Origin of the sequence: Paenibacillus sp. M2 (assembly GCF_046713495.1) — a bacterium.
Classification (GTDB): Bacteria; Bacillota; Bacilli; order Paenibacillales; family Paenibacillaceae; genus Paenibacillus; species Paenibacillus amylolyticus_B.
In genome coordinates this window covers 5368836-5391190 of record NZ_CP169648.1, presented here as the reverse complement: position 1 = coordinate 5391190, position 22355 = coordinate 5368836, and the positions used below count along the sequence as shown (strand labels likewise).

Annotated in this window: 20 protein-coding genes and 1 pseudogene; 14 read left to right on the top strand and 7 right to left on the bottom strand. The window is 43.2% G+C overall.

Features of this window, described 5'->3' with window-relative positions; translation table 11 throughout:
* The first annotated feature begins 47 nt into the window (after positions 1-47).
* The gene (locus tag ACETMN_RS24855) at positions 48-584 is read left to right on the top strand and encodes an NAD(P)H-dependent oxidoreductase (protein ID WP_091014367.1); all 537 of its coding nucleotides are present in this window, start codon (positions 48-50) and stop codon (positions 582-584) included.
* A gap of 115 nt (positions 585-699) precedes the next feature.
* Here the strand turns inward: ACETMN_RS24855 and ACETMN_RS24850 are convergent, their stop codons facing one another.
* Both ACETMN_RS24850 and ACETMN_RS24845 read right to left on the bottom strand, forming a co-directional pair.
* The gene (locus tag ACETMN_RS24850; RefSeq protein ID WP_091013673.1) at positions 700-2763 is read right to left on the bottom strand and encodes a family 43 glycosylhydrolase; all 2064 of its coding nucleotides are present in this window, start codon (positions 2761-2763) and stop codon (positions 700-702) included.
* A 34-nt stretch (positions 2764-2797) separates the two neighbouring features.
* Positions 2798-4726 (bottom strand): carbohydrate-binding protein, encoded by a 1929-nt coding sequence (locus tag ACETMN_RS24845; protein ID WP_091013676.1) that lies wholly within the window; start codon positions 4724-4726, stop codon positions 2798-2800.
* A 902-nt stretch (positions 4727-5628) separates the two neighbouring features.
* Here ACETMN_RS24845 and ACETMN_RS24840 point away from each other — a divergent pair.
* Positions 5629-5988: a hypothetical protein gene (locus tag ACETMN_RS24840; RefSeq protein ID WP_091013678.1), complete on the top strand. Its 360-nt coding sequence runs from the start codon at positions 5629-5631 to the stop codon at positions 5986-5988.
* A gap of 34 nt (positions 5989-6022) precedes the next feature.
* Positions 6023-7624, top strand: coding sequence for an exosporium glycoprotein BclB-related protein (locus ACETMN_RS24835; RefSeq protein WP_091013681.1), 1602 nt, complete (start codon positions 6023-6025; stop codon positions 7622-7624).
* 512 nt (positions 7625-8136) lie between these two features.
* Here the strand turns inward: ACETMN_RS24835 and ACETMN_RS24830 are convergent.
* Complete coding sequence (locus ACETMN_RS24830) at positions 8137-8490, bottom strand: DoxX family protein (protein ID WP_091013682.1); 354 nt, start codon at positions 8488-8490, stop codon at positions 8137-8139.
* 140 nt (positions 8491-8630) lie between these two features.
* On the opposite strand from ACETMN_RS24830, the gene ACETMN_RS24825 reads away from it, so the two are divergent.
* The gene (locus ACETMN_RS24825; RefSeq protein ID WP_091013685.1) at positions 8631-9014 is read left to right on the top strand and encodes a winged helix-turn-helix transcriptional regulator; all 384 of its coding nucleotides are present in this window, start codon (positions 8631-8633) and stop codon (positions 9012-9014) included.
* Between the two features lie 24 nt (positions 9015-9038).
* Entirely contained in the window at positions 9039-10076 is a 1038-nt protein-coding gene (locus ACETMN_RS24820) for an NAD(P)/FAD-dependent oxidoreductase (protein WP_091013688.1), read from the top strand.
* Positions 10077-10234: 158 nt separating this feature from the next.
* Here the strand turns inward: ACETMN_RS24820 and ACETMN_RS24815 are convergent, their stop codons facing one another.
* Both ACETMN_RS24815 and ACETMN_RS24810 read right to left on the bottom strand, forming a co-directional pair.
* A complete protein-coding gene (locus tag ACETMN_RS24815) occupies positions 10235-11029 on the bottom strand; it encodes an ankyrin repeat domain-containing protein (protein ID WP_091013690.1) in 795 nt (264 codons plus the stop codon).
* A gap of 71 nt (positions 11030-11100) precedes the next feature.
* Positions 11101-12081: a phosphotransferase gene (locus ACETMN_RS24810; RefSeq protein ID WP_091013692.1), complete on the bottom strand. Its 981-nt coding sequence runs from the start codon at positions 12079-12081 to the stop codon at positions 11101-11103.
* 243 nt (positions 12082-12324) lie between these two features.
* On the opposite strand from ACETMN_RS24810, the gene ACETMN_RS24805 reads away from it, so the two are divergent.
* The gene (locus ACETMN_RS24805; RefSeq protein ID WP_091013695.1) at positions 12325-12912 is read left to right on the top strand and encodes an imm11 family protein; all 588 of its coding nucleotides are present in this window, start codon (positions 12325-12327) and stop codon (positions 12910-12912) included.
* Positions 12913-13100: 188 nt separating this feature from the next.
* Here ACETMN_RS24805 and ACETMN_RS24800 read toward each other — a convergent pair whose 3' ends face one another.
* Positions 13101-13652 carry a TetR/AcrR family transcriptional regulator gene (locus ACETMN_RS24800; protein ID WP_306299268.1) on the bottom strand — a complete coding sequence of 184 codons (552 nt, stop codon included), beginning with the start codon at positions 13650-13652 and terminating at the stop codon, positions 13101-13103.
* A 162-nt stretch (positions 13653-13814) separates the two neighbouring features.
* Between ACETMN_RS24800 and ACETMN_RS24795 the strand changes: the two genes are divergently transcribed.
* Both ACETMN_RS24795 and ACETMN_RS24790 read left to right on the top strand, forming a co-directional pair.
* The gene (locus ACETMN_RS24795; RefSeq protein ID WP_091013698.1) at positions 13815-14717 is read left to right on the top strand and encodes a CPBP family intramembrane glutamic endopeptidase; all 903 of its coding nucleotides are present in this window, start codon (positions 13815-13817) and stop codon (positions 14715-14717) included.
* Between the two features lie 413 nt (positions 14718-15130).
* Positions 15131-16690, top strand: coding sequence for an acetamidase/formamidase family protein (locus ACETMN_RS24790; RefSeq protein WP_091013701.1), 1560 nt, complete (start codon positions 15131-15133; stop codon positions 16688-16690).
* 131 nt (positions 16691-16821) lie between these two features.
* On the opposite strand, the pseudogene ACETMN_RS24785 reads toward ACETMN_RS24790, so the two are convergent.
* Positions 16822-17268 (bottom strand): annotated as a pseudogene (locus tag ACETMN_RS24785) (sulfurtransferase); the annotation flags it as partial.
* A 247-nt stretch (positions 17269-17515) separates the two neighbouring features.
* On the opposite strand from ACETMN_RS24785, the gene ACETMN_RS24780 reads away from it, so the two are divergent.
* The 6 genes from ACETMN_RS24780 (at position 17516) to ACETMN_RS24755 (ending at position 22149) form a co-directional block, all read left to right on the top strand.
* Entirely contained in the window at positions 17516-17641 is a 126-nt protein-coding gene (locus tag ACETMN_RS24780; RefSeq protein WP_256974968.1) for a hypothetical protein, read from the top strand.
* 696 nt (positions 17642-18337) lie between these two features.
* Entirely contained in the window at positions 18338-19132 is a 795-nt protein-coding gene (locus tag ACETMN_RS24775) for a hypothetical protein (RefSeq protein ID WP_091013705.1), read from the top strand.
* 48 nt (positions 19133-19180) lie between these two features.
* Positions 19181-19411 carry a hypothetical protein gene (locus ACETMN_RS24770; protein WP_091013708.1) on the top strand — a complete coding sequence of 77 codons (231 nt, stop codon included), beginning with the start codon at positions 19181-19183 and terminating at the stop codon, positions 19409-19411.
* Positions 19412-19887: 476 nt separating this feature from the next.
* Positions 19888-20742, top strand: a complete 855-nt coding sequence (locus ACETMN_RS24765) for a HEPN domain-containing protein (protein ID WP_091013711.1) — start codon at positions 19888-19890, stop codon at positions 20740-20742.
* Positions 20743-20874: 132 nt separating this feature from the next.
* Complete coding sequence (locus ACETMN_RS24760) at positions 20875-21219, top strand: hypothetical protein (protein ID WP_091013714.1); 345 nt, start codon at positions 20875-20877, stop codon at positions 21217-21219.
* A gap of 507 nt (positions 21220-21726) precedes the next feature.
* Positions 21727-22149, top strand: coding sequence for a hypothetical protein (locus ACETMN_RS24755; RefSeq protein ID WP_143786464.1), 423 nt, complete (start codon positions 21727-21729; stop codon positions 22147-22149).
* The last annotated feature ends 206 nt before the right edge of the window (positions 22150-22355 follow it).

Below are 22355 nucleotides of genomic sequence, written 5' to 3'. Positions count from 1 at the left end.
TCCAAATATAGAAACCAACACCCTGGATGGGAAGAAAGGAACTTATGATGAAAACACTTGTTATTCTGGCACATCCCGATATGGAAAGTTCGAGAGTCAATCGTCGCTGGAAGGAGGAGTTGCTGCAGTATACAGATAATATTGCTCTTCACGAATTATATACGACCTACCCCGATTGGAAGATTGATGTCTCCCGAGAACAAGAGTTGCTGGAGACGCATGATCATATCATGTTGCAGTTCCCGTTATATTGGTACAGTTACCCACCGCTGTTGAAAAAATGGTTTGATGACGTGTTCACTCATGGATGGGCGTACGGATCGAAAGGAAATCGATTGAAGGGAAAGCGGATGGGACTGGCGATGTCCATAGGGGATAAGCAGGAGAACTATGCGAAAGATGGTTCTATCGTTTACAGCGTAGAGGAACTGGTTGCACCTTTCATAGCAAGCATGAATCATATAGGGGTTCAGGCGCTGCCGCATTATGCAGTCTACGGTGCCTCGTTCCAGGCTACGGATGAAGAGATTAACCGAAGTGCTGAAGAATACATGCGTTATATAAAACAGTTCCGGGATTTTTAAAAGTTAAAAGCTGAAACTCTTCATAAGAAATGTACTAAAGGACCCGGCTCCACACATGGTGAAGTTACAGGTCCTGATCAATAAACGAAAAATTAATAACCGAATAAAACTACATTTATTCTACGCGGAAATAATCAAAATCTGCATATCCTCCGGTAGACTTCGTTGCATAATTGAATAGTGCAAACCGATATCCCATAAAGTGTGGCAGGGTGTAAGACATTTGAAGTGTATTGCCAATGGTTGTCCAGTTGCTGCCATTCAGGCTATAAGCAAAGTAGGCTTTGTCGGTTTGGTTCGTAAAATCACAGATGACGCGGAGATAGATTCTGTTCTGGTTTAATGGCACAGTTGCTACTTCAGTCATGGTGCCGGAACTGGCATTAGCCATAACGATGGATTTGGTGCTGCCCGTCATTTTTACGCCGACAAAACCATATCTGGCCTGAAAAGCAGCAAGTCCAGCATAATCACCATCCTTCATGCCTGCTGTATCCAAAGCGGTAATGCCTGTGCTTTTTGGACCAAAGGTTCGTTGTGTCAGTGTGTTGCGGGCTTCTAACAGGTTTTTGCTGATTTTGCCTGCGGTTAACCGCATGAAACCCGGTCGCTGGAGCAGGGACCAGTTGGCAGCATCAGGGTTATGATTCCACTGCCAGTATGGAGCCAGACTGGATGTACCGGAAGACGAATTGCTCGTCAGGGAGACGTCATCCACATAAAACGCCATCAAATCATTGGTCGGGTCCGGATTCAAGTTATACGGTGTTTCCACAAAAATAAAGCTTTGGGACAGGTCGGCATTCGACGGAACGGTATACGTACCTTGAATGGTACCCCACTGTCCGCGGGTAAGCGTCGCACTGCCCATAATGGTAATTCCGGTATAACTTGCACCATTCTGGATGCTAAGATTGAACGTTTTGGTTGCAGGACCAGTCGTGTATTTGATCTTAGCCGAAAAAGAGTACGTTCCTCCCGGTACCAGCTTGCCTGTAATCATCTGTTTGGCACCGCCTGCTGTCTGCTGTCTGCCGCTGACGAGCAGGCTTTTGGAACCGCCAAAAGCTTCGGCATTTGTTACGGTGATGTTCGCCGTATTGTTGCTGGTCCAGGGCTGAATGCTGCTCTCCTCAAAGCCGCCGTTCACTAACAGTTGCGTTACTGAGGGTGTGCCTGATGTGGTTGAGTTGAACTCATCGGACCCGTAGATTTTGGCAGCAGGCTGACCTTCAACGGGCATATTCATGTTCAGGGGAACCTTGCCGTTCACCCCAAACACAGGCCAGTTATCGGACCATGTCACCGGCACGAGATAGGGAATGCGTCCAACAGCCCCGCTATCTCTGAACAGCAAGCCGTACCATGCACCGGATGCGGTATCCACGATACCTCCTTGGGCAATGCCCGAGTCTCGTAGTACAACTTTACCTGTGTATGGCCCTGTCAATGTGTTTGCACGATAGGCAAGCTGAATGCGGCCATCACCTGAAGGCCAAGCAATCAGGAATACATAGTACATGCCATTGATCTTCTGAATGTGTGCTCCTTCTGCCTTTACGATCATGTTAGAGCCAGCTATGCTGCTTGCGTTTGGAATCAGAACCTGACTCAGCCCGCCGGACTTGACGGCCTTGGCATCAGGTGTCAGCTCAACGATACTGATGTTATCACTGCCATGAACAAGAAAGGTTCGATTCCCGTCAAACATAAGGGAGGGGTCATGATAATAACTGTTCAATGTGTAAGGTGTCCATGGCCCTGTTTCAATATTGCTGGTTTGGTAAATATATGTCTTGCCCGTGGAAAGCGAGCCAAAGGCCACATAATATATACCGTTGTTGTACCGCAAGCTGCTCGCCCATGAACCACGCCCATACTCGTTTTGTCCGTTGTTCAGATTTTGTATATCCCCGTTTCCAAGCGTATCATACACATAGTTTACGATGCTCCAGTTGACCAGATCATAAGACTTCATCACAGGTACACCCGGATTCATATGCATCGTTGTGCTGGTCATATAGAAGGCATTGCCCACCCGGATGACATCACTGTCAGGAACATCCGCATAAATGACAGGATTGCTGAACGTTGATGCGGAAGCGGTAGGACTTGTCGTTGACAGCGATGCCAGGAGTAACGGAATTGAGAGCAGAAGCGTACAGATTTTTTTCCACATAACTTGTCCTCCCAAGTCTATCTTGACCTTTGTGTTATTGCGAGTGTTCAAGATAATCAATATAAGCATCCCACGTACCATTATCCGTTGTTACGACCAGCTTGACTTCCTGATTGCCTGTAGCATGTGTGATGTTCGACAGGGTCTGTACGGTCGGTTGTGTACCGGTAAAGTAGAATGAACCCGCCGTTACACCCCCGATGACAAGATCGACACGGGCCGTCTCATTGTTGTTGGAAGCACCGCGGACAGAGAAATGATGGGTTGGGAAAGCATAATATTGATTGTATGCTGCATAATCATTGTTGGCGTAGAGCGCTACTCCATTAAAAGGGGAGCTGATCACACCGGCATATTGACCGCCAAGTGTCATGCTTTCCGTTTCGATGCGAGTAACGGATGGGTTAGGATTGGGGTTGGGGTTGCCGCCCGAACCGGATGTAAACTGCCAGTAATCCAGTTTGAACAGGTTTCCATTACCTGAGCCTGTAAACACCAGATACAAACGATGTACGCCCGTAGCGTTGGTTACATTGGTCTCCATCTCGCGCCACGTTTGCGAACCGCCGGTTGAGCTTACATTAAGTGTTCCAGCCAGAGGACCTGTCGGACTGTCCAGTCGTACCTCGATGTTGCCATTTCCGGTAGAAGCGACATTAGCCTTGAACTTGGAGGCTCCAGCTGAGCCAAAATCAACATTGCCGACCGCGATCCAATCTCCATTATGAATATTAGTAACATTCTGATTGGCTACAGGTCCACCGCTCGCTTGACTCGGCTCGGTGTTAATGCCTGCTTGCCAGCCAATGGTTTCCGCTTCCACCCGGGCATACGGGTTGAGGTTGGTCGTTTGGGATACACCAGTCATGTTACCCTGCACTTCCTGGATGGAGCCATCCGCGTTGTGGGTCAGCTTGTTAATGTGGGTGGAACGGTACCCTTTGCCATCCCCAAGGAATGCTTTACTTACCGTTTGTGCATGGTACGCCACATACCATTCGTTGTTGAACTGGAACACGGCATGGTGGTTATTGCCGCCTACCCCGAAGAACGTGCCGGGATTTTTCAGAAAGTGTCCTTTATACGTGAAAGGCCCCATTGGGCTGTCGCTAACCATGTATCCGATCTCACCTTTCGGATATGCCGTGGGATGTGTTCCCGCGAAGTTGATGCAGTAGGAGTAGTAATATTTGCCGTTATACTTGTGGATGCCAGAATCTTCGAACATATAAGGAGAATCAATAGTAACCGCACTGCCCACCACGCTGGTCATGTCGGCACCGAGACGAATGACCCGAGCTGTTTTGGGATTGGCAATGGAAGCAGCGTTGGTATCGTTCGGAATGCCGCCTCCAGCATACAAGTAAGCAGAGCCATCATCATCGACAAGTACAGCCGGATCAAAGAGCCAAGTTACGCCGGACATACCCGGTGTACCGTGAGTCAGGAGGGCACGTCCGATTGGGTCTGACCACGGTCCAATAGGAGAATCAGCCGTGAGTACGCCAATACCTCCACCCGAGTTGGCAAAATACAGAAAAAACTTTTCTTTGCCAGCAATGGTTTTCTTCGCCATGGCAGGAGCCCAGGACTGAGTAGCCCATTTGGCAATTCCTTGTCCATTATTGGCATTATTCGCACCCGCTACCGGGATGGAACCATGGTCTGTCCAGTTCACCATGTCAGCTGAGGAGATGACGTTAATTTTCCCGATCGTGCTGTACTGGTTCTCTCGGACAGAGCCGTCACTATTGTACAGATATGCATCACCTGTCATGTAGACATAGACCCGATTGTTATGGACGAGCACATAAGGATCGGCTCCCAGTTTATGATCGATGAGAGGATTAGAGTTTCCAGGAAGTTTGGCAACGGCTGCATTTGCTGCATGGCTTGATTCCACGGGCAGGGTGACAAAGATTAACAGACACGACAACAACAAAACTAGCGGTTTACGAATCATACGTTTCGCCTCCATGAGATTGGATTAGTTGGTGAGCTAAAATTCAGGATAGCTGAGATGATGAAATGCCGAAAAAACGAAAAGATTTTCCTCATGTCACCCCCTTCTTGAAATAATGGTTAGATTGGCTGTTAGGATAAGTCTTCATGTTGTCATATATGGTTTAAGCCAGACAACCTGTGTACCGGGTACGTAGTAACGGCAGCAAGGGGAGTGGCTATAACCCGAATTAAGCCTGCATCTGTGGGTGCGATTAGAAAAGCTATAATCTGTCAGGTTTCTTTTTGTAATCGCTTTCAATAAAATGAGTTAGAACACTGAAATTTGGCGAAGAAAGAGGTTTGGTCACATTTAAATGTAATTATTTTTCATATTTTCTTTTAAATGTTTATTAACTTGACGATATCATATCACAATTTTAAGATAATACAATCTTTTTCTATTTTTTAGTAGAGGATGAAGAGACCATTATTATTCTATGTGTTTAACATTGGGCTTAATGGTAAAATACTCTCTCGTATTCTATAAAACTGCACTTTCAAGCATAGTTTTACCCGGCCAACAATTAGATACGAGAAAAAGACGTCTTAAGCTGCGACCGTTTCCCTGGAATCTACCGGGGGAACGGTCATTTCGTTTTTTTTCTGGAATCGATCCTGGTTACATAACAAAATTTACTCTTACTTGCTGACCAACTTTGATATTGCATATTTTTCTCTTTGCTGTACATATCCCAGTTTTTATATAGCTAAAGCCCTGTGCGTAATAGGTTGTTAAGTGACAATGGTGGATTGCCCCCTGTGTTTTGTCCACACCGTTGATTGAGTGTTTGAATATTACTATCGAGTGAGCTTATGCCAAATACTGCTAGAGTCAGAGGTTCATAAAGGTGGGATGGGAAAATGGCTATTTTGTCAACTGGGCCGATTGAAAACAATCCGGTTTCCGGGGTTAGACCGACCCAACAGGTAACGATTAGATTGGTAAGTCGGGCTGAGGTGGACTCGGTAACCGTGTCCATTCAGGGTTATGTGCTCAGCACAACAAGAACGCTATATGTGAGTGAAGTGATCAGTATTGCTCCCAATGAAGCAGTGACCAGAACTTATTTTGCAGATTTAGATGCTTTTGAGTTTGTTTTTGGAACAGACGTGGAAGGTGTGGAGGAAGTAGGGATTTCAGTGTGGGGCAAACAAGCCTCTGGGCAATTGGTAGATGCACACCGGGTGGTGGAGCACGAAAAAACAGTTAATGACATCTAGGAGATCAGAAATCCCCAAAAGAGGAGATGTAGCGATGAGCTTTTTATCAACAGGGCCGATAGAAAATAATGCGGTTGGTGGTGTAAGACCGACTCAAACAGTTACAGTAAGAATAGATAATCGTAGTGATGTGACAGTATCAACCGTACAGATACAAGGGTATTATATGAGCGGTGGCTTGAGGGTTTTGTATGTCAGTGAGTCTTTTGACATCGCACCGAATCAAGTAATAACCAACAATTATTTTGCGAATCTGGACGCCTTCGAGTTTACTTTTACAACAACAACCATGGTTAATGATCCTATTCAAGTATCTGTATGGGGTAAGAGCAGTACAGGCTCATTGGTAACAGCCCATCGTTTGGTTTCTTCCGAATTGCTGGGTGAAATCCCAGGTATCACGGGAGCCACAGGTGCAACCGGAGCTACAGGAGCAGCAGGCACAACGGGGGCAACCGGAGCAATGGGAGCGACAGGCAGCGGGGCAACTGGAGCGACAGGCACGGCAGGTGTAACCGGAGCTACAGGAGCAGCAGGCACAACGGGGGCAACCGGAGCAACGGGAGCGACAGGCAGCGGGGCAACTGGAGCGACAGGCACGGCAGGCACGGCAGGTGTAACCGGAGCTACAGGAGCAGCAGGCACAACGGGAGTAACCGGAGTAACGGGAGCGACAGGCAGCGGGGCAACTGGAGCGACAGGCACGGCAGGTGTAACCGGAGCTACAGGAGCAGCAGGCACAACGGGGGCAACCGGAGCAACGGGAACGACAGGTAGTGGGGCAACTGGAGCGACAGGCACGGCAGGTGTAACCGGAGCTACAGGAGCAGCAGGTACAACCGGAGTAACTGGAGCCACAGGCGCAGCGGGTACAACCGGGGCAACCGGAGTAACTGGAGCCACAGGCACAGCGGGTACAACCGGAGTAACTGGAGCGACAGGCGCAGCAGGTACAACCGGTACAGCCGGTACAACCGGAGTAACGGGAGCAACGGGTACAGCAGGTGTGACAGGGGCAACGGGAGCGACAGGCGCAGCAGGTATAACTGGAGTAACCGGAGTAACTGGAGCCACAGGCACAGCGGGTACAACCGGGGCTACGGGTGCGACAGGTTCTGGAGCAATTATTCCGTATGCATCAGGACTTCCGGTTGCGTTGACTACGGTATTGGGTGGACTTTTGAATACTTCCAGTTTAGTTGGTTTTGGTAACAATGCTACAGGAGTAAGTGTTACCGGAGGAATTATTGATCTCACTGGCGCTGCGGGTACCCTGCTTAACTTTGCTTTCTCGGCATCACGTTCAGGAACGATTACTTCACTAGCCGCTTATTTCAGTACGACTGCCGGACTTAGCTTGGTTGGATCTACAGTAACGATAACTGCACAATTATTCCGTTCCACTACACCTAATAACTCCTTTACAGCTGTACCGGGTGCATTGGTAACTTTGGCACCTGCACTTACCGGGGTTTTGGCACTGGGGACAATATCCAGCGGGTTAACTACGGGACTGAGTATTCCGGTATCGGCAGGTGACCGCCTGCTGATGGTCTTCTCAGCATCCGTAACAGCCGGAATTGATGTGGCTACAACCGTGGCCGGTTATGCAAGTGGTGGGCTTACCATCACGTAACGGAAAATGGGCTATATAACAAGTTTAAAGACAGGGACCATTGCCAACATGGTGAGAGGTCCCTGTTTATTTGTGTGCACAACTACGATAGCATAACACTATTGGAACAGATCGCAGGCTTCGTCGGTAAATAGGTGTGTATTCTGTCCAGGCTTTTTCAAATGTGGCAATGTTACATATAAGTCGCGTTTTTGTTTTCAAACTCTCTTTAAATGAAAGATAAGGACTATGCAAAAACATAAAAAGACGAGGATTGCTCCTTGCCTCGTACATACCGTGGTCTACTCCATTTCACTCTGTTTGGGTTAGGCTGTCTACGACAAATTTAAGTTGGGCTTGCAACGAAATCAGGTCACTAAACACGAAGCCACGGCTTTCCTCACGATAAACGTGATTATTCTGGACAGCAGGGAGGTTATCCCAGATAAGACCTTCAAAAACGGAATCCTCACTCTCATCACCTGTCCATCCACTTTTGAGTTTTTTTTTGGATTTGTACTTTACCGTTTCTTCTACAGTCTTCCAAAGGCTACGATCAATGCCAGAACTATAAAAAAGATATTTACGCCGAGCTCCCGGTACTCTTTACGCCAAACATGAAACAGCATCCCGAACAGGGTGACCGTAGCCAAAGCGATTGCAGCGATGGGTGTAAGCACCGGAGTGATGTTCAGCGCCCAAGGCAAAACAAGGCCAAGCGCTCCTAGTAGCTCCGCGATTCCGATCAGAACAACTAGATTTTTCGGCACATTATTGACCCAGGCCCAGGTCTTTTTTGACGACTCGATACGAATGGTTTTCATCCATCCTGAATATACAAAACCTAGCGCCAATATGATTTGTACGATCCATAACGTTACATTCATCTTTTCGTATCCCCTCACTTGCTCGATTTTAATATCTGCCTCTATACTAAAGTGAGAAGGCCCAATCTGGAAGTAGGCACTTAAACCTAACCAGGTAACCAAAAGTATACCCGGGTATGGTCAGAAAGTGAGGAATAAGAATGACGGTATATTGCAAATTCGGAACGGCCTTGGATATCCTCACGGGTAAATGGAAATCTTTGATCCTTCTACGACTGCTGAGCAACGGTACAATGCGGTTCAGCGAATTACAAAAAGCCATTCCGGATATTTCAAAAAAGATGCTGACCCAGCAGTTAAAAGAACTGGAGTATCACGATATTGTGCATCGCGAAGCATTTGCCCAAATTCCGCCTAAGGTCGAATACTCGATTACGGAGTACGGACAGCTCATGAAACCTGTGCTCCAGACAATGAGCGACTGGGGAGCCGGCCATGTGCAGCATATGGAGAAGCTGTACGGCGAAGAAGACGAAAAAGGAGCACACCCATCCGAACCTCGGAAAATCGATTCCTTGGGGTGATAGGGTGACAAGGGAGAGTTAGTTTTGAATAAACAAAAAATTGTGATTATTGGTGCAGGGATTGTTGGGGCGTGTATGGCCTATCATCTAGCCAAACGAAATCAGGATGTAACTGTTATTGAACGGCACTCAGCCGCGGCGCGTGAAGTCACAGAAAAATCATTTGCCTGGATACATACGACGCATAGAGTGGCTCCTGAATACTGGCATTTGTACGATGCAGCTGTGGAAGAATATCACACACTTCAGCAAGAGTTGTCCGAACTGAAAATTCATTGGCATGGCGCGCTAACTTGGGACATTCCGCCTTTAAGGGAGCAACACTTTCAAAAATTAAACCGGGAGCAGCTTGAGGCATTGGAGCCCAATCTGAAGGAATATCCGGATGAAGCCATGTTTGTCAGCAAAGAAGGTGCGGTGGACCCTATAGTGGTAACGGAGCTGTTGTTGAGCAAAGCGCAAGAGTACGGAGCAAAGATTCAGTTCGACACCAATGTTACACAACTGAAGCAAGAGGGTTCCCGTCTGGTTGGTGTTCATACATCCAAGGGTTTTGTGGAGTCAGATATTGTGGTATTGGCCGCAGGAACAGGTACACCCGAACTTTGTAACCCGTTAGGTTGTCACGTGCCAGTAACTACGTCACCTTCGATTCTGATTCGGATAAAAACTGCTAATAAACGGATACACACATTAATCTCCAATGCTCAATTTGAAGCGCGTCAACTGACAGATTATACGCTGCTGGCTGCGGAAGACTATATCGACGAGTCGGAGGAAAACGGACCACAGGCGGTCGGTAAGCGAGCTTACGACACATTGCGTCGCAGTCTCAAGCACGGAAATCAACTGGAACTGGAGAGCATAAAGGTTGGATGGAGACCTATGCCTGAAGACGGTTATCCGATTGTGGGCTTCCATGATCACATGAATGGACTTTATCTGACGGTAATGCATTCTGCAATTACGCTGGCGCCGCTGATTGCGAATCTGGCTGCAAGTGAAATTATTGATGGAAAATCAAGAAATGAATTAGAACCTTGTCGCCTATCACGGTTTTAGAATCACCACACAACGAAAAGTACATCGCTCAAGTGGTGATGTACTTTTCGTTGTGTATATTTGTTGGAGTCTTCTACACATCCCCAGTAGCCACTGGATTCTCTTCATAACTGTATTCGCAGCCACTGGCGATTGGCAATTCTATGCTAGCCATTCATCTACCTGTGAATCTCGCTAGCGGATTTGGCACCTTGACTTTCAAGCCACGGGATCAGTTCAGCTGAAAAATTACGCTTTGCTGTGTCTAGTGGAGTCATTCCATCCCAGCTGGCTATCCAATTCAATTCGGCACCTTGGTCAAGTAGGTACTCGGCTGATTCTCTTTGTCCTCCATGGCAAGCACACCAGAAAGCAACGGTTACTGCATCGGGAGGAGAAGGGGAGGTGCTTGTTCCCCAAGGATAACTTTCCGGGAGTTTAGCTCCTTTAAAGTGTTCTTGTATGGCGTGAATATCTCCTAGGGCGGCCGCATGCCAAAGGGCAAAGATCGCGCCGCGCTCAACCAAGCGCCGTGCTGCATTCCATTGTGCAAAAGCAATAGCATCGTCCAGCGGTGTGCCTCCGGCGATGACTGCGCCAGGGGCTTCAATATCTGCGCCAGCATCAAGAAGGGCATCGAGCACTTGAACATCATTGGAGCTTGCAGCCCAATGCAAAGGTGTCTCGATGTTTGGACCGACAAAAGGAGCGTTCACTTCCGCACCGAACTTGGTCAACACTCGCACGGTATCCGCTCCATTAGGGAAGTGCCCCGGCCAATCCGTTACCACGTGCAGCAGCGTTCGAGAGATTCTGGAATCTGAATCTACGTTGTCAGGCTTTCTTTCCAATATTCTTATCTTTGCCAACCCGGGATTCTCTGCCAGCAGTTGCTGTAACGATGGAATATCTCCAGTGTGAATGGCTTGAATAAAGCTCACTGCAAGTTTTTCATCTTCGTAAATAAATTCCATGTTCAAACCTCCTTTCAGGCTTATCCATATTCATGTTTATAGTGTTATCACAGTTTGATTAAGCGGGATAATTAAACTTTTTGGCTAAGCATCTGAATTGCACATCTGGCATGATACTCCGCGAGGCCTCTTGCGAATTGCTGATCGGGGAATTGTCTGTGAAGCAGTTTCAATCCTCCTGATATCAAGGACAAATGATGGCAAAATCGATAAAATGTCATCCGCTCCGGGTCGAGATCATTATTTTTTAAGTATTGATAAAAGTCTCCAAATCGAAACTCCAGAAAGCTATGCTCATGTTCGAGATCGAAAAATCCTGCGCCCTCAATATCAATAAGGCATGGTTGCATAGCATGATCTATCCATATATGATCCGGACCTAACTCTCCATGAATGAAACTATAGAGATCTCTGGGTTGAATGGCTGCTTCCAATTCGTAAAGTTTCTCAAGCAGCCTTTCGTCATTATTCCTTATATCTGTCATGTGCTTGGATGCATAGGATAAGGCTGCTTCGGCATCTAACCGCTGAACTTGGTAGCAAGGCCCAGCCTTTTTGTTGTTATTGTTGGCGTTTCCATAAACGTTTCTTTGGATGTTATGCATATTAGACAACATATCCCTGATCCGTTGAAACAACTCATCCCGATCTTTGTGGTTTTTATGCTGGAAATAGGCTTCGGCTTTTTGTCCATCTACATACTCAACAAGAGCAAAATCATAAGAGTGCCGGTCTCTATCGTTATTTAGATCATACAAGATTGGTGTTCGAATTCCATGTTGAGCGAGAAAGCGAGTATTCAAAGAGAAAAGTTCGCTGCCATAGGAACTGTGGAAAGTGGAGTCATTCAAGATCTCTTCCTGAAAATAGTTGCTGGAAATATCCCAAACGTAAAACATACAAGTGAAACCATTCGTGCAATCAATTTTGTAAATGACTTTTTGTGCGCCTCCATGAATTCTTGCGCTCTGCGTTATGTGGTAACCGGCACCAAATACATTGTACAGATAATCCTGTAATTCTTCACGAGTAAGATGGTTGTTGGAAATCATTGATTTATGCTCCGTTTCATCTGTATTTTGCCGGCCAGCAACCTAAATATATAGAACATTTCCCCAAAAATATAGACTGTTTCTTTTCGATCTGTTATAGTGTTGCTTAAGGTTTGTATATTCATATGTATATTAAAGCAAGGGGCAGGGGCACTCATGTTCATGAGTAACCCGGCCCCTATTTTGCATGCAAAGATGTAAAATGGATGAAAAGCACTTCAATTGGAAAGGAGACATCATTCTTTGAACTATTATTTTCTGGAATCTCAATATCCACGTAGAGGGTTTATTAGTGGTGGAACGATTTTCACTCCCCAATTAGAGGTGAATTATCTGGCGGTAGAGAATCGGTTGCCAGAGGGGACAACCGCAGAGGTTGAGTTACTGTCCTCGGTGCGCAACCTGAATGTAGATTATTTTGAGACGATCACAGGCACAAGACACGTATCAGATTGTTTTAAAAAGCTGCTGGAGGAAAAGCAAACAAACACACAGTTTATTCCGACAACGGTATGTTACCATGACGGTCGTTCGGTTGATCAAACCTATTGGACTGCACATCACCTTGATCGTTTGGATGTTTTTGATTATGAACGTTCCGAATATGGGCGCAAAGCAGTCATTGCTGCATCTGTAGAACAGCCTCCACGTAAGAACGTCAAAGTTGTATCTCGAATCTGCCTTCATAAAGAGCGAATTGGCGAGCATGAATTTTTTATGCTGGATTATATCAATATCTTCAAACCCATTGTTTCAAAAGATTTTTACGAAGTATGCGAAAAACATAAGCTGAATCTAAACGTTACAGAAGTCGGAGAGGTAAGCTCCTGAAATGCATGGATATGGATGTATAGAAAGCACAAAGAAGCCCGCGTCAGACGCGGGTTCTTAATCTTTATTTTTCCCCGATAACCACCGGATTTTCCTCATAACTTATTCAGTCGCTCCTGCTGCAGATGGGATTCTGCTACGCTTTGGCACGCTAACTTAACTCCCCGATCTGTGTGTCATGCTTTCCTTCAACGTATAATCCAATGGATATAGTCTTGTATCATTTCTTTGCTTCGTGTTCGATTTATCTTATGCGGCTCTAGATACAAATTGAGAGCCATCCCATTCATAAAGGCATACAGCTTTTCGTGTTCCTTCTCTTCATCGGTAGTGCGCAGAAGACCTTCATTTTTTAAGTACATAATGCAGTTCCTGATTGCACTCTGCAGGTCCTCATAATTGGCATCGAACCCTTTTTGCGTCTTTCCATAGGTTACAAATGCAAACCAAACCTCCATTTCCAATAATGTTTGTTCATCCGTAGGTACTAGCTCGAGCAAGTATTCAACAATTCTTTCTTGAGGCGCCAGTTCTTTTGCATTCAGATTCCTTAACCGAGTAAGTACCTTTTCTTTAACTAACTCCATTGCAAATGCTAGCAGGCTCTCTTGTTTGGAAAAATAATGTCTTAAGGCTCCTTGTGATAATCCGGCTTCCTTCGCAATTGTTCTTGACGTTGCATGATGAATGCCTTGCTCACTAATGATTTTCCAAGTTGCTTCAGCAATAATATTCTTCATCTTCTCATGGTCCACGATTTTTGGCATACACACAGAATATCATATTATTTAACTCAACTGAAATAAATAGACGATGAAGATGAGATGTGCTAGAGTTTATTTAACTCAATTGAATTAAAAAAAGAAGCAAAGGCGACATAGCACTCAAGGAGGGGAATTGGAATGAATCAGCAATTCAAAGTAATGTTTCCAGCATGGGGAAAGGCAATCGGCTTATTATGCATGATCATGATATTTGCTGCTGTATTGTGGTTAGTGTGGACAGGAAACTTGAATATAAGGTACACGGCTGATCGTGAGGAAGTGATTCCAATATGGCATAGTATGTTGCCGGCATTCCTTGGCATTGTTCTAATCCGTATGATTCCTTATAAAAGTCAAGATCTCTTTTATTTCAAGCAAATGGAGAAAAAGCACTTGGTCGTTCAATCCATTGTATTATTGCTGTCAGGCGTTTTATTTACGGTTTCTCTGATAACGATAGACCCGCAAGGATTACATTTCCAGCTATATTATTTGACGTTCAAGTTGACGACATTATTGTTCATCCCATTGATTTTATTACTGATTTATCGAAAAATGACTGGCGGACAGCAAGATAATATCTCTGCAAAGCCTCGCACCCACAGACACGTCATCGCACCACTAATCGTTATTGTGGTGTGGGGTTATCTAAAGTTCTATTCCCCAATTGCACAACCAGAAGGAGCAATTGTAGGAACCGATACGACAGAATTACTTCTCTTGGTGTTGATTGGTTTTGTGATCAATAGCGTATTGGAGGAAGTTTTTTATCGAGTATGGATGCAAACCCGATTGGAGGCGTTGCTTGGAAGATGGCCAGCCATACTACTAGTTTCAATACTATGGTCCATTTGGCATATCGCCATTCAAGGAAATGGTCAGTGGGATATAGATGTGGCAACAGTGATTGCAAATCATGGGGTTACGGGTCTGTTTCTTGGTTATATGTGGGCCCGCTATCGTAAAATATGGGTGATTATTCTGATTCATGGACTCATGAATGCTTCTCCTCATTTTCTTTTACAGATTTTGTTTCATTAAGCGGGAAGGGATCTGGTTGGATCAGTCTTCCCGTGCAACGATGCCTCTCTCCCGTATTCCCGGGTGACGCTGAGGCCCGGCAAATACACCGCCCCAGGCATCAGCCTGCATGGCGGTGTATTTGCTGTTGAGATCCTGTAGACTTGTGCTCCGTATCTATCTCTTCCCCGGTAGCCACCGGATTTTCTTCATAACTAATCCAGTCAATCCACCTTCCGGAATACAACTCCACATTCGTGAGTTGTCTTTCATATGGTAAGTATAATGACATATCATTTATTTTTATAAGTTAATTCTTAAAGAGTAGCTACATTATGTTATGTTTTTTAACAAAAAAATATTGTTGTAAATTTATTTATATGTTAGTGTTTATTTGTGTTAGGTAATATTACATAGTACAGAGGGGGAACGTTATGTTTATTAACCGAACGATTAGGAAATTTGGGGTTTCAGTAGGGATTATAAGTATGTTTACATTTGCTCTACCTTCAGTGGGCTTTAGTATGCCACTGCAACCAACAACCCTTGCAAAGGTTGAAGGTGATTATTATGTAACGTCTGCGATTGAGAACATTCGCTGGGGATCACTGCCTAATCGAGACAGCTCTCCGATTCTTACTGTACCATCAGGAAGTGCTGTAACATTTGACACGGTATCGCATGAGGGACTGATGGAGGATCAAGGGAGAAATCCAGGCGAGTACTTCGGCAAATTTGGTATCTCATCCGATGGCGTGTTGGATGATGCGAAGGCAATTGCAGCTTCTGAGATTAAGCATGATTTTGTAAAAGACGGACCTCATATTATCACTGGGCCAGTAGCGGTTGAGGGGGCAGAGCCGGGTGATGTTCTTAAAGTAGAAGTCCTTTCATTGCAAACGCGAGTTCCATATGGTGTCATTTCTAACCGCCATGGTAAAGGTGCCCTTCCTAACGAATTTCCAGAAAATACAGGCCCACAAGAGGGAGCTAGCGCAACAAAACCGGAATTATATAATAATGTATCTATATTTACGCCTATTGAAGAAATCAACGGCAACTGGTATGGGGTATTACCAACAAAAGCTGGCAAAAATGTACGTTTCCCCATTAACCCGTTTCTAGGTGTTATGGGGGTTGCACCAAATACCAGTGAAGTTGTGAGTTCGATTCCACCTATTGAAACAGGAGGGAATATGGATATTAATGAGTTGGGTGTTGGTGCAACTATTTATTATCCGATTCAAGTTAAAGGCGGTCTATTCTATACTGGAGATCCACACTTTGCTCAAGGAGATGGAGAAGTGGCGTTAACTGCATTGGAAGCTTCCTTAAGGGGGACAGTTCGGTTAACGGTGTTAAAGAAAGGTGATCCATCACTACCACACAGTGGAGAATTCACGCAACCCTTTGCTGAAACAGAGGATTATTGGATTCCGATTGGACTGGACCCTGATTTGGATGAAGCTATGAAAGAATCAGTACGTGAATCGATTCAATTCTTATCCGATAAGCTTGATATGGATAAAAGTGTAGCTTATGCGTACCTATCGGCCGCAACGGATTACGAAGTATCTCAGGTCGTGGACCGAACAAAAGGCGTTCATGGACTCATTAGAAAGACTGATTTCCTTGAATATGTTGATGTTGCTATGAATGTAGGGGGGACGACAATCAAACCGGTTGTTCATAATGATGAGTTCTACGTACCGATTCGAACCATTTCGGAGCTATTGGGCGGTACAGTAAAATGGGATCATAAGACGCGTACCACACAAATCAAATTAGGTACGAAAAATATAAGTGCTCAAATTGGTTCAGATGTGTATTCAATTAACGATAAACTAGTATTCAATAGTAACGTACCAAAGCTTTTAAATGGTGAAACTGTCATTCCAGTTTCTGTTATTAATGAAATACTCGGTGCTTATGTCAACTGGACGACGATCGACAAGACGTTAACAGCAAATGTATCTTTAAGTAAAAAGCAATAATAGATTTCATGATTCAACCGTGGTGGACAGATATCCATCACGGTTTTTCTATTATCATGAATCCAAACAAAGAAAAATACATCGCCGGGGAAGATAAGCCACCTGGCGATGTATTCAACATCGATACACTGCTATACGTCTTTATCCGCTTCCGTATCACCTATAGCCACCGGATTCTCCTCATAGCTAATCCAGTCGCTCCAGCTTCCGGAATACAATCTTACATTCGAGAATCCTGCTTCTTCCAGCGCAATCACATTCGGGCAGGCAGAGACACCAGAGCCGCAATACACGATAATCGCACCATCCTTGTCCAGCTTACTGAAGCGCTCTTCTAACACCCCAGTATCTGTCCAACGTCCATCCCAATCCAACACATCTTTCCAAAAATAATTCACCGCACCCGGAATATGTCCGGCCTTGGCATCAATCGGTTTCTCCAGCCCCGCATAGCGGCGAGCATCGCGAGAGTCGATCAACACGGCGCTGCCGCTGGCCGAAGCCTGCTGAGCATCCTCAACACTTGCCAGCATCTGCGGCTGTACGTTCACCTCAAAGGAAGACGGGATCTGAACTGGAGAAATCGTTTGCTCAGTTTGGGTATAAAGAAACTTTCTTCAATTTAACGAGATGTAATTCAAAGGAATTACTTAGATGACGAGGGTGAGTACGATCCAATTATCTTATGAGAACTGGTATTAAGAAACCAGATACTTCATTCCCGTAGAATCAAATCGGAAGGTATAAATACTTGGATCAGCCTTTGCGCTTGAAGTGTACAATTAAAAAGGAGGTAGTTTATTTGGGTTTCTAGGAGCAATTAGGTTGAATATTTCACATGAACTAAAAAGAAAGATTAAAGAGACACATCCTGACTTGGTCGAAGTGGGTGTGATTAAAAGTGGAATTAATATTCAAGCTGAGACAGCCAAGCAAATTAACCTTGTTTGAGTTATTGTCACTTTTGTGTTTTCAGCTATCTTGTCCCCTACTATATTTTTTCTAGGACAAGGTTTAAAGACTTCAGATTGGGAACACGAGACAAGAATGTATATCTATAAAGAAGCATTAGAACCAGTTAAAACTGTAGATGAAAAGGCGGAGTAAATATCAAAAGCAATTTCAGAAGATGCTAAAAAATTCACTGATGCATTAAACATGTTGCAGCAAGCACAGGGGACAGCATTACTAATACTTATAGGAATATTGCTAGTAGGGTTTTCAGTTTTCTTTATGAGATATCAGTGGATTATTAGCTTAAAAGAATGTGTAGATAACGCTTATACTGAGCAAGAGAAGGCACTCATAGATAAGAAGGAAGCAGATGCACGGCGTAACAACAGGTTACTGAAAAGATATTGGCCGTTATCTGACCTATGTATGGCCAAAAGATGGCCGTTCGTTAGACTTTAACCATGGATATATTTGTATTGTGGAAATCGAGCTAGTGAAACGCACAGCTGCAATAGCAGCATATGATTGGGGCATTCCTCTTCTCACCTTTTCTACTTCTTATTATTTAAATTGTAAATATTTACCTTTACAATAACATTAAAGTTATATACGATATAAAAGAATCAATATAACCCAATATAAGGATTATAATGATTTATAAACCAAAAAAGATAATATGACGGAGGTTATATCGTGAGTAAATTTAACAAATTGATTACTGGTGTCGCTGCTATGTCGTTACTTCTTTCGGTTCCATTAAGTGCTAGTGCAGATTCAATTGGTTCGGTTGAATCACAATCTACATACTCAGTAGAAACACAATCTGGTTTCTCGGTTAAAACACCAGAAGAATACATCTCTTATCTAAAACAAACCAATGTTGGGTCATCAAATGAAGAGTCTTCTAGAACAAAATTATTCATAAGCCAGTTTAAGAGTTTACCTAGAGATAAACAGCAACAGTTCGTTGATTATCTGAATGATCCAGAATTTTTAAACACGGCGTTTACAGCTATTAACGAGCAAACAGAAGCTAGTAAAACATTTTATAATGGAGATTTGACAGTTAGTTCTAGCTCAGTAATGGAAATATTCCCATCTTCATCTAGCGTGTCTATCATGGCAAAAGGTGATACAAAAGATCATGCATTGTACTATGAGGATGTTATTAATGTATTTGGGCTCGACATGGTTAAGACTCGGGTCGAATTATCTTACAGAACAACGGAAGTACAAACTAATTCAAGTCAAATTACAAGTATTCTCAACAAGCAAGGGACACTAGTTCAAAATTATACTCCGGGAGCCCATATAACTAAAACTGAGCATAACGTTGTTATTTCGTCAGATAAAACAACAGCAAAGTTCACTGTTGACTGGTCATGGAACTTCTTATGGGATAAGTTAGGCCTCACGGTAGGTACAAAGAGACAATGGATTGAAGTTAATAAAGCAGGAACAGGCTACGGAGGCATATACAATTTGTAACTTAAATGTGATATAATCCTAATGGAAGAAGTCACAAGGGGGGGAATTATGAAGCTAAAAAAGAAGCTAGTCATTATTTTCTCAGCAATTATCTCACTTTTATTGATTATGTATCTCTTTGTGTTATTCGTTTTTCATACTGAGGGCGAACAAAGATTAATTAAGGTATCTTTAGTGCCAACTTTTTCTGTTGAGACTTTAAGTAACATAAAACCCGATGTCGATTCTGACATTGGGTTTTATGTTTATATTTCATTTTTTTGTAATCCTAAAATTTAGGTTGGGTAGTAACAAGACATTGAGAAAGAGAGCGTTACTCAGATCAGGGTAGTTTATGTCTTGAATACTCACTTATTAAGATCGTAAAACTAAATTGATAATTATATTATATAATCAGTAAAATGATCTTGTTCTTCCTCTATAGTTACATAGTACGTATGCTTTTAAGCAAAGAGCGGGACACATTTGCGGCGACCGGGTCGGATGCATGCTTTTAGGACTTAACATCAACATTATACATAACACACAACACATTAAAGTCGCTCCTTCACTGGATCGGCTTTTTTTATTGGAGGAATCGAAGTGATCTGGAAAAGAAGACGGAAGAAGATACACATTTGCCCTAACAAACAGCCAGAGAAATGCAAAAGTTGTGTTTAGGGCATATGGGATGGTGTGAAGCAGTTCTGTAGTAGATCCGAATGCATTAAACATAGAAATATATTACAATATAAAATAATAAGGGGAGGTATGAAATGGAAGATAATATAGAACTCGTTATATTAGAGAATGTTAAGCTCGAGAAATCAATGTTTATACTGAATAAGTATTTTACTTTGTTTCAAGATGGAGATAAAACGATACTTTCACGAACAAAGGATGAACCGACAACTTATGAAAATCATCCAACTGTTTTTTTTGATTGTTTAAGGTTGGCTTTACCTAAAGTAAACTTAAGGGTAAGAAAAATGTCTGGGTTTGAGGAGAGTTATCTCTATACATTGAACAACAGCAAGAACTCTTTTTTGATTAATTATTATGGATCAACGGCCATTGATGTACCGAGTGTGTCAGATGATGTTTATGTTATAGGTGACACTGATATCGACAGTATAAAAAAAGTAATGTACATAATTTTTGAACATAGCCAGATACAGCACACAGCTATGTCTAACTCAGAATGGAAGACAACGGAATGGTCTTACGCTTACAATAATTATTTGTCCTCTTGTTCTACTCCTTACTTAGAGCAAGCTATTCTCAGTATTATCACTGCACTAGAAGCTCTTCTGGTTAACGGAAGTGACCAAGTCAGCTATCGTGTATCTTTAAATGCTAGTCTTTTGACTGAAGAAGATGAAACAAAAAGAAAACAAACATTTGACTTGATTAAAGATCTGTACAACTTAAGAAGCAAAGTAGTTCATGGTGATATTTCGGGATTTCTAAAAAACATTGCAAAGCCAGATATTTATGATAGATACTTTAAATTGAAAGAGGTACTATCAAAAATTTTGGTCAAAACACATAAGGTTCCTATGAAGACTTTGCTTTCTCAGATAGAGGGTACAATCTTTAAAGCACCAGCAATTGTCCTTGATGACCTTTAAGTACCCACTGTGGTGCTTTTTTTTTTGCTCTCATATGGCGGGGGTTTGATTTTAATAATTGATTCTGCAACCAATATGTCCCGAGGACGTATATCCTCTCTAGCGCGCTATGATATTGTTAGGGGAAAAAGGATGGAAGATTTTAGAGACATGAAAATCAATATGCCTAAATTTGATTCAGCAGCTAATGATTTGTTCTCTCGTATGAATAACGTTAACGCTTTATCAAACAGGGCAGTGGAAGAAATGTCCGAAATGAACCGTAAAAAGAGTGAACGCGAAGAACAGTATAAGCATGATGTTCTTGCTTTGCTTCAAGGCATAGAAAAGAACACGGGTGGAATAGCGGATCTCGTTAAACTTGTTCATTCAAGCAACGAGAAACAAGATCAAGTTATTGAACTACTCAGCGAAATAATGAGTATCAGTACTGCAAAAACTAAAGAGGAAGCCGAAACAAAATTCAAAATGCTTTAGGAAAAATACAGTCCCTAGGAACTACTGTGGAGTCTGTTCAAACTTTAATTGGATTGTTAAATACCGTATACAATTCAGTTCAACCTTTGCTGAAGAACATTAGTTTCTAAATTACGGTGTATTTTTTTGCTCTTAAAAACGACGATATGAGTCGGTAAACGTTTCAATGTACTCAAGAGAGTGGTTAAAAATACACGTAAAATACCTTTTCTGCAGTGTCCGTCAGCCCCTCGTATGAAAGGTTTCTGAGTGCTTTGGCGTAAGGCCGCAGATCCAACGTACTAAAAAAAGCAATCGATCTTTTGAATGCATTTTTATCAGATCTTCAAAGTATAATAGACATTCTTGGAAAATATACAAGGTGACTTCCTCTATTTTTGAGGTTTTTGGTTTGGTCACCTAAAAAGTTATCCAAGTTGGGGTAGAGCCCCTTTTTTATGTCTGAAATTTCTTAGGTATCAAGGGCGTAAGTTAATGAAAATGCTCAATATAAAGGATGTGCTAAAAGTGAAAAAGCCTAAGTCTCTTTCATATAAAACTGCATGGAGAAACTTTAATTCAATTCATAAAATTAAAGTTAAATATGAAATGACATACGAAGGGGAAGTTTTCTCTAAAACTCAAAATTGTAGAGTAGAAGTGATCAAGAGCGGCCAGACATTATACGAATTTCAAGAAACTCCAATCTCTATTGTACATTATTCTAATTACGCAAATTCAAGAAGTGGATCTGACTGGTACAGATTCAATATTTATTGGGACGATGCAGGTGCACCCAACTATACTGACATGGGTTTGTTCGGCTATTACGATTCCGATTATTCAAATACGGTAATAAAAGATAATGATATCTACATTACATCTTCAAACGGCAAGAAATTAGTGATTAGGTTGCCGAAAAAAGTGCGAGCTTTGATTGGAAGTAAATAAGACTCTTTATGTTGACTTTTCGTTGAATCCACCAAGGTCGAAGCTTTAATGTTGACTTCAAGTTCAAGGTCGGTACAGCATCTCTCCCAAAGGAGGGGCTGATCGGCCTACTTTGTGTGGGTACAGCAGTGAGGATCAAGATGCTCCGTGGGCTGTATGAGGTATGAAAAATCATATAAACAAGCATTCGGAGCGGGGGGTTCTAA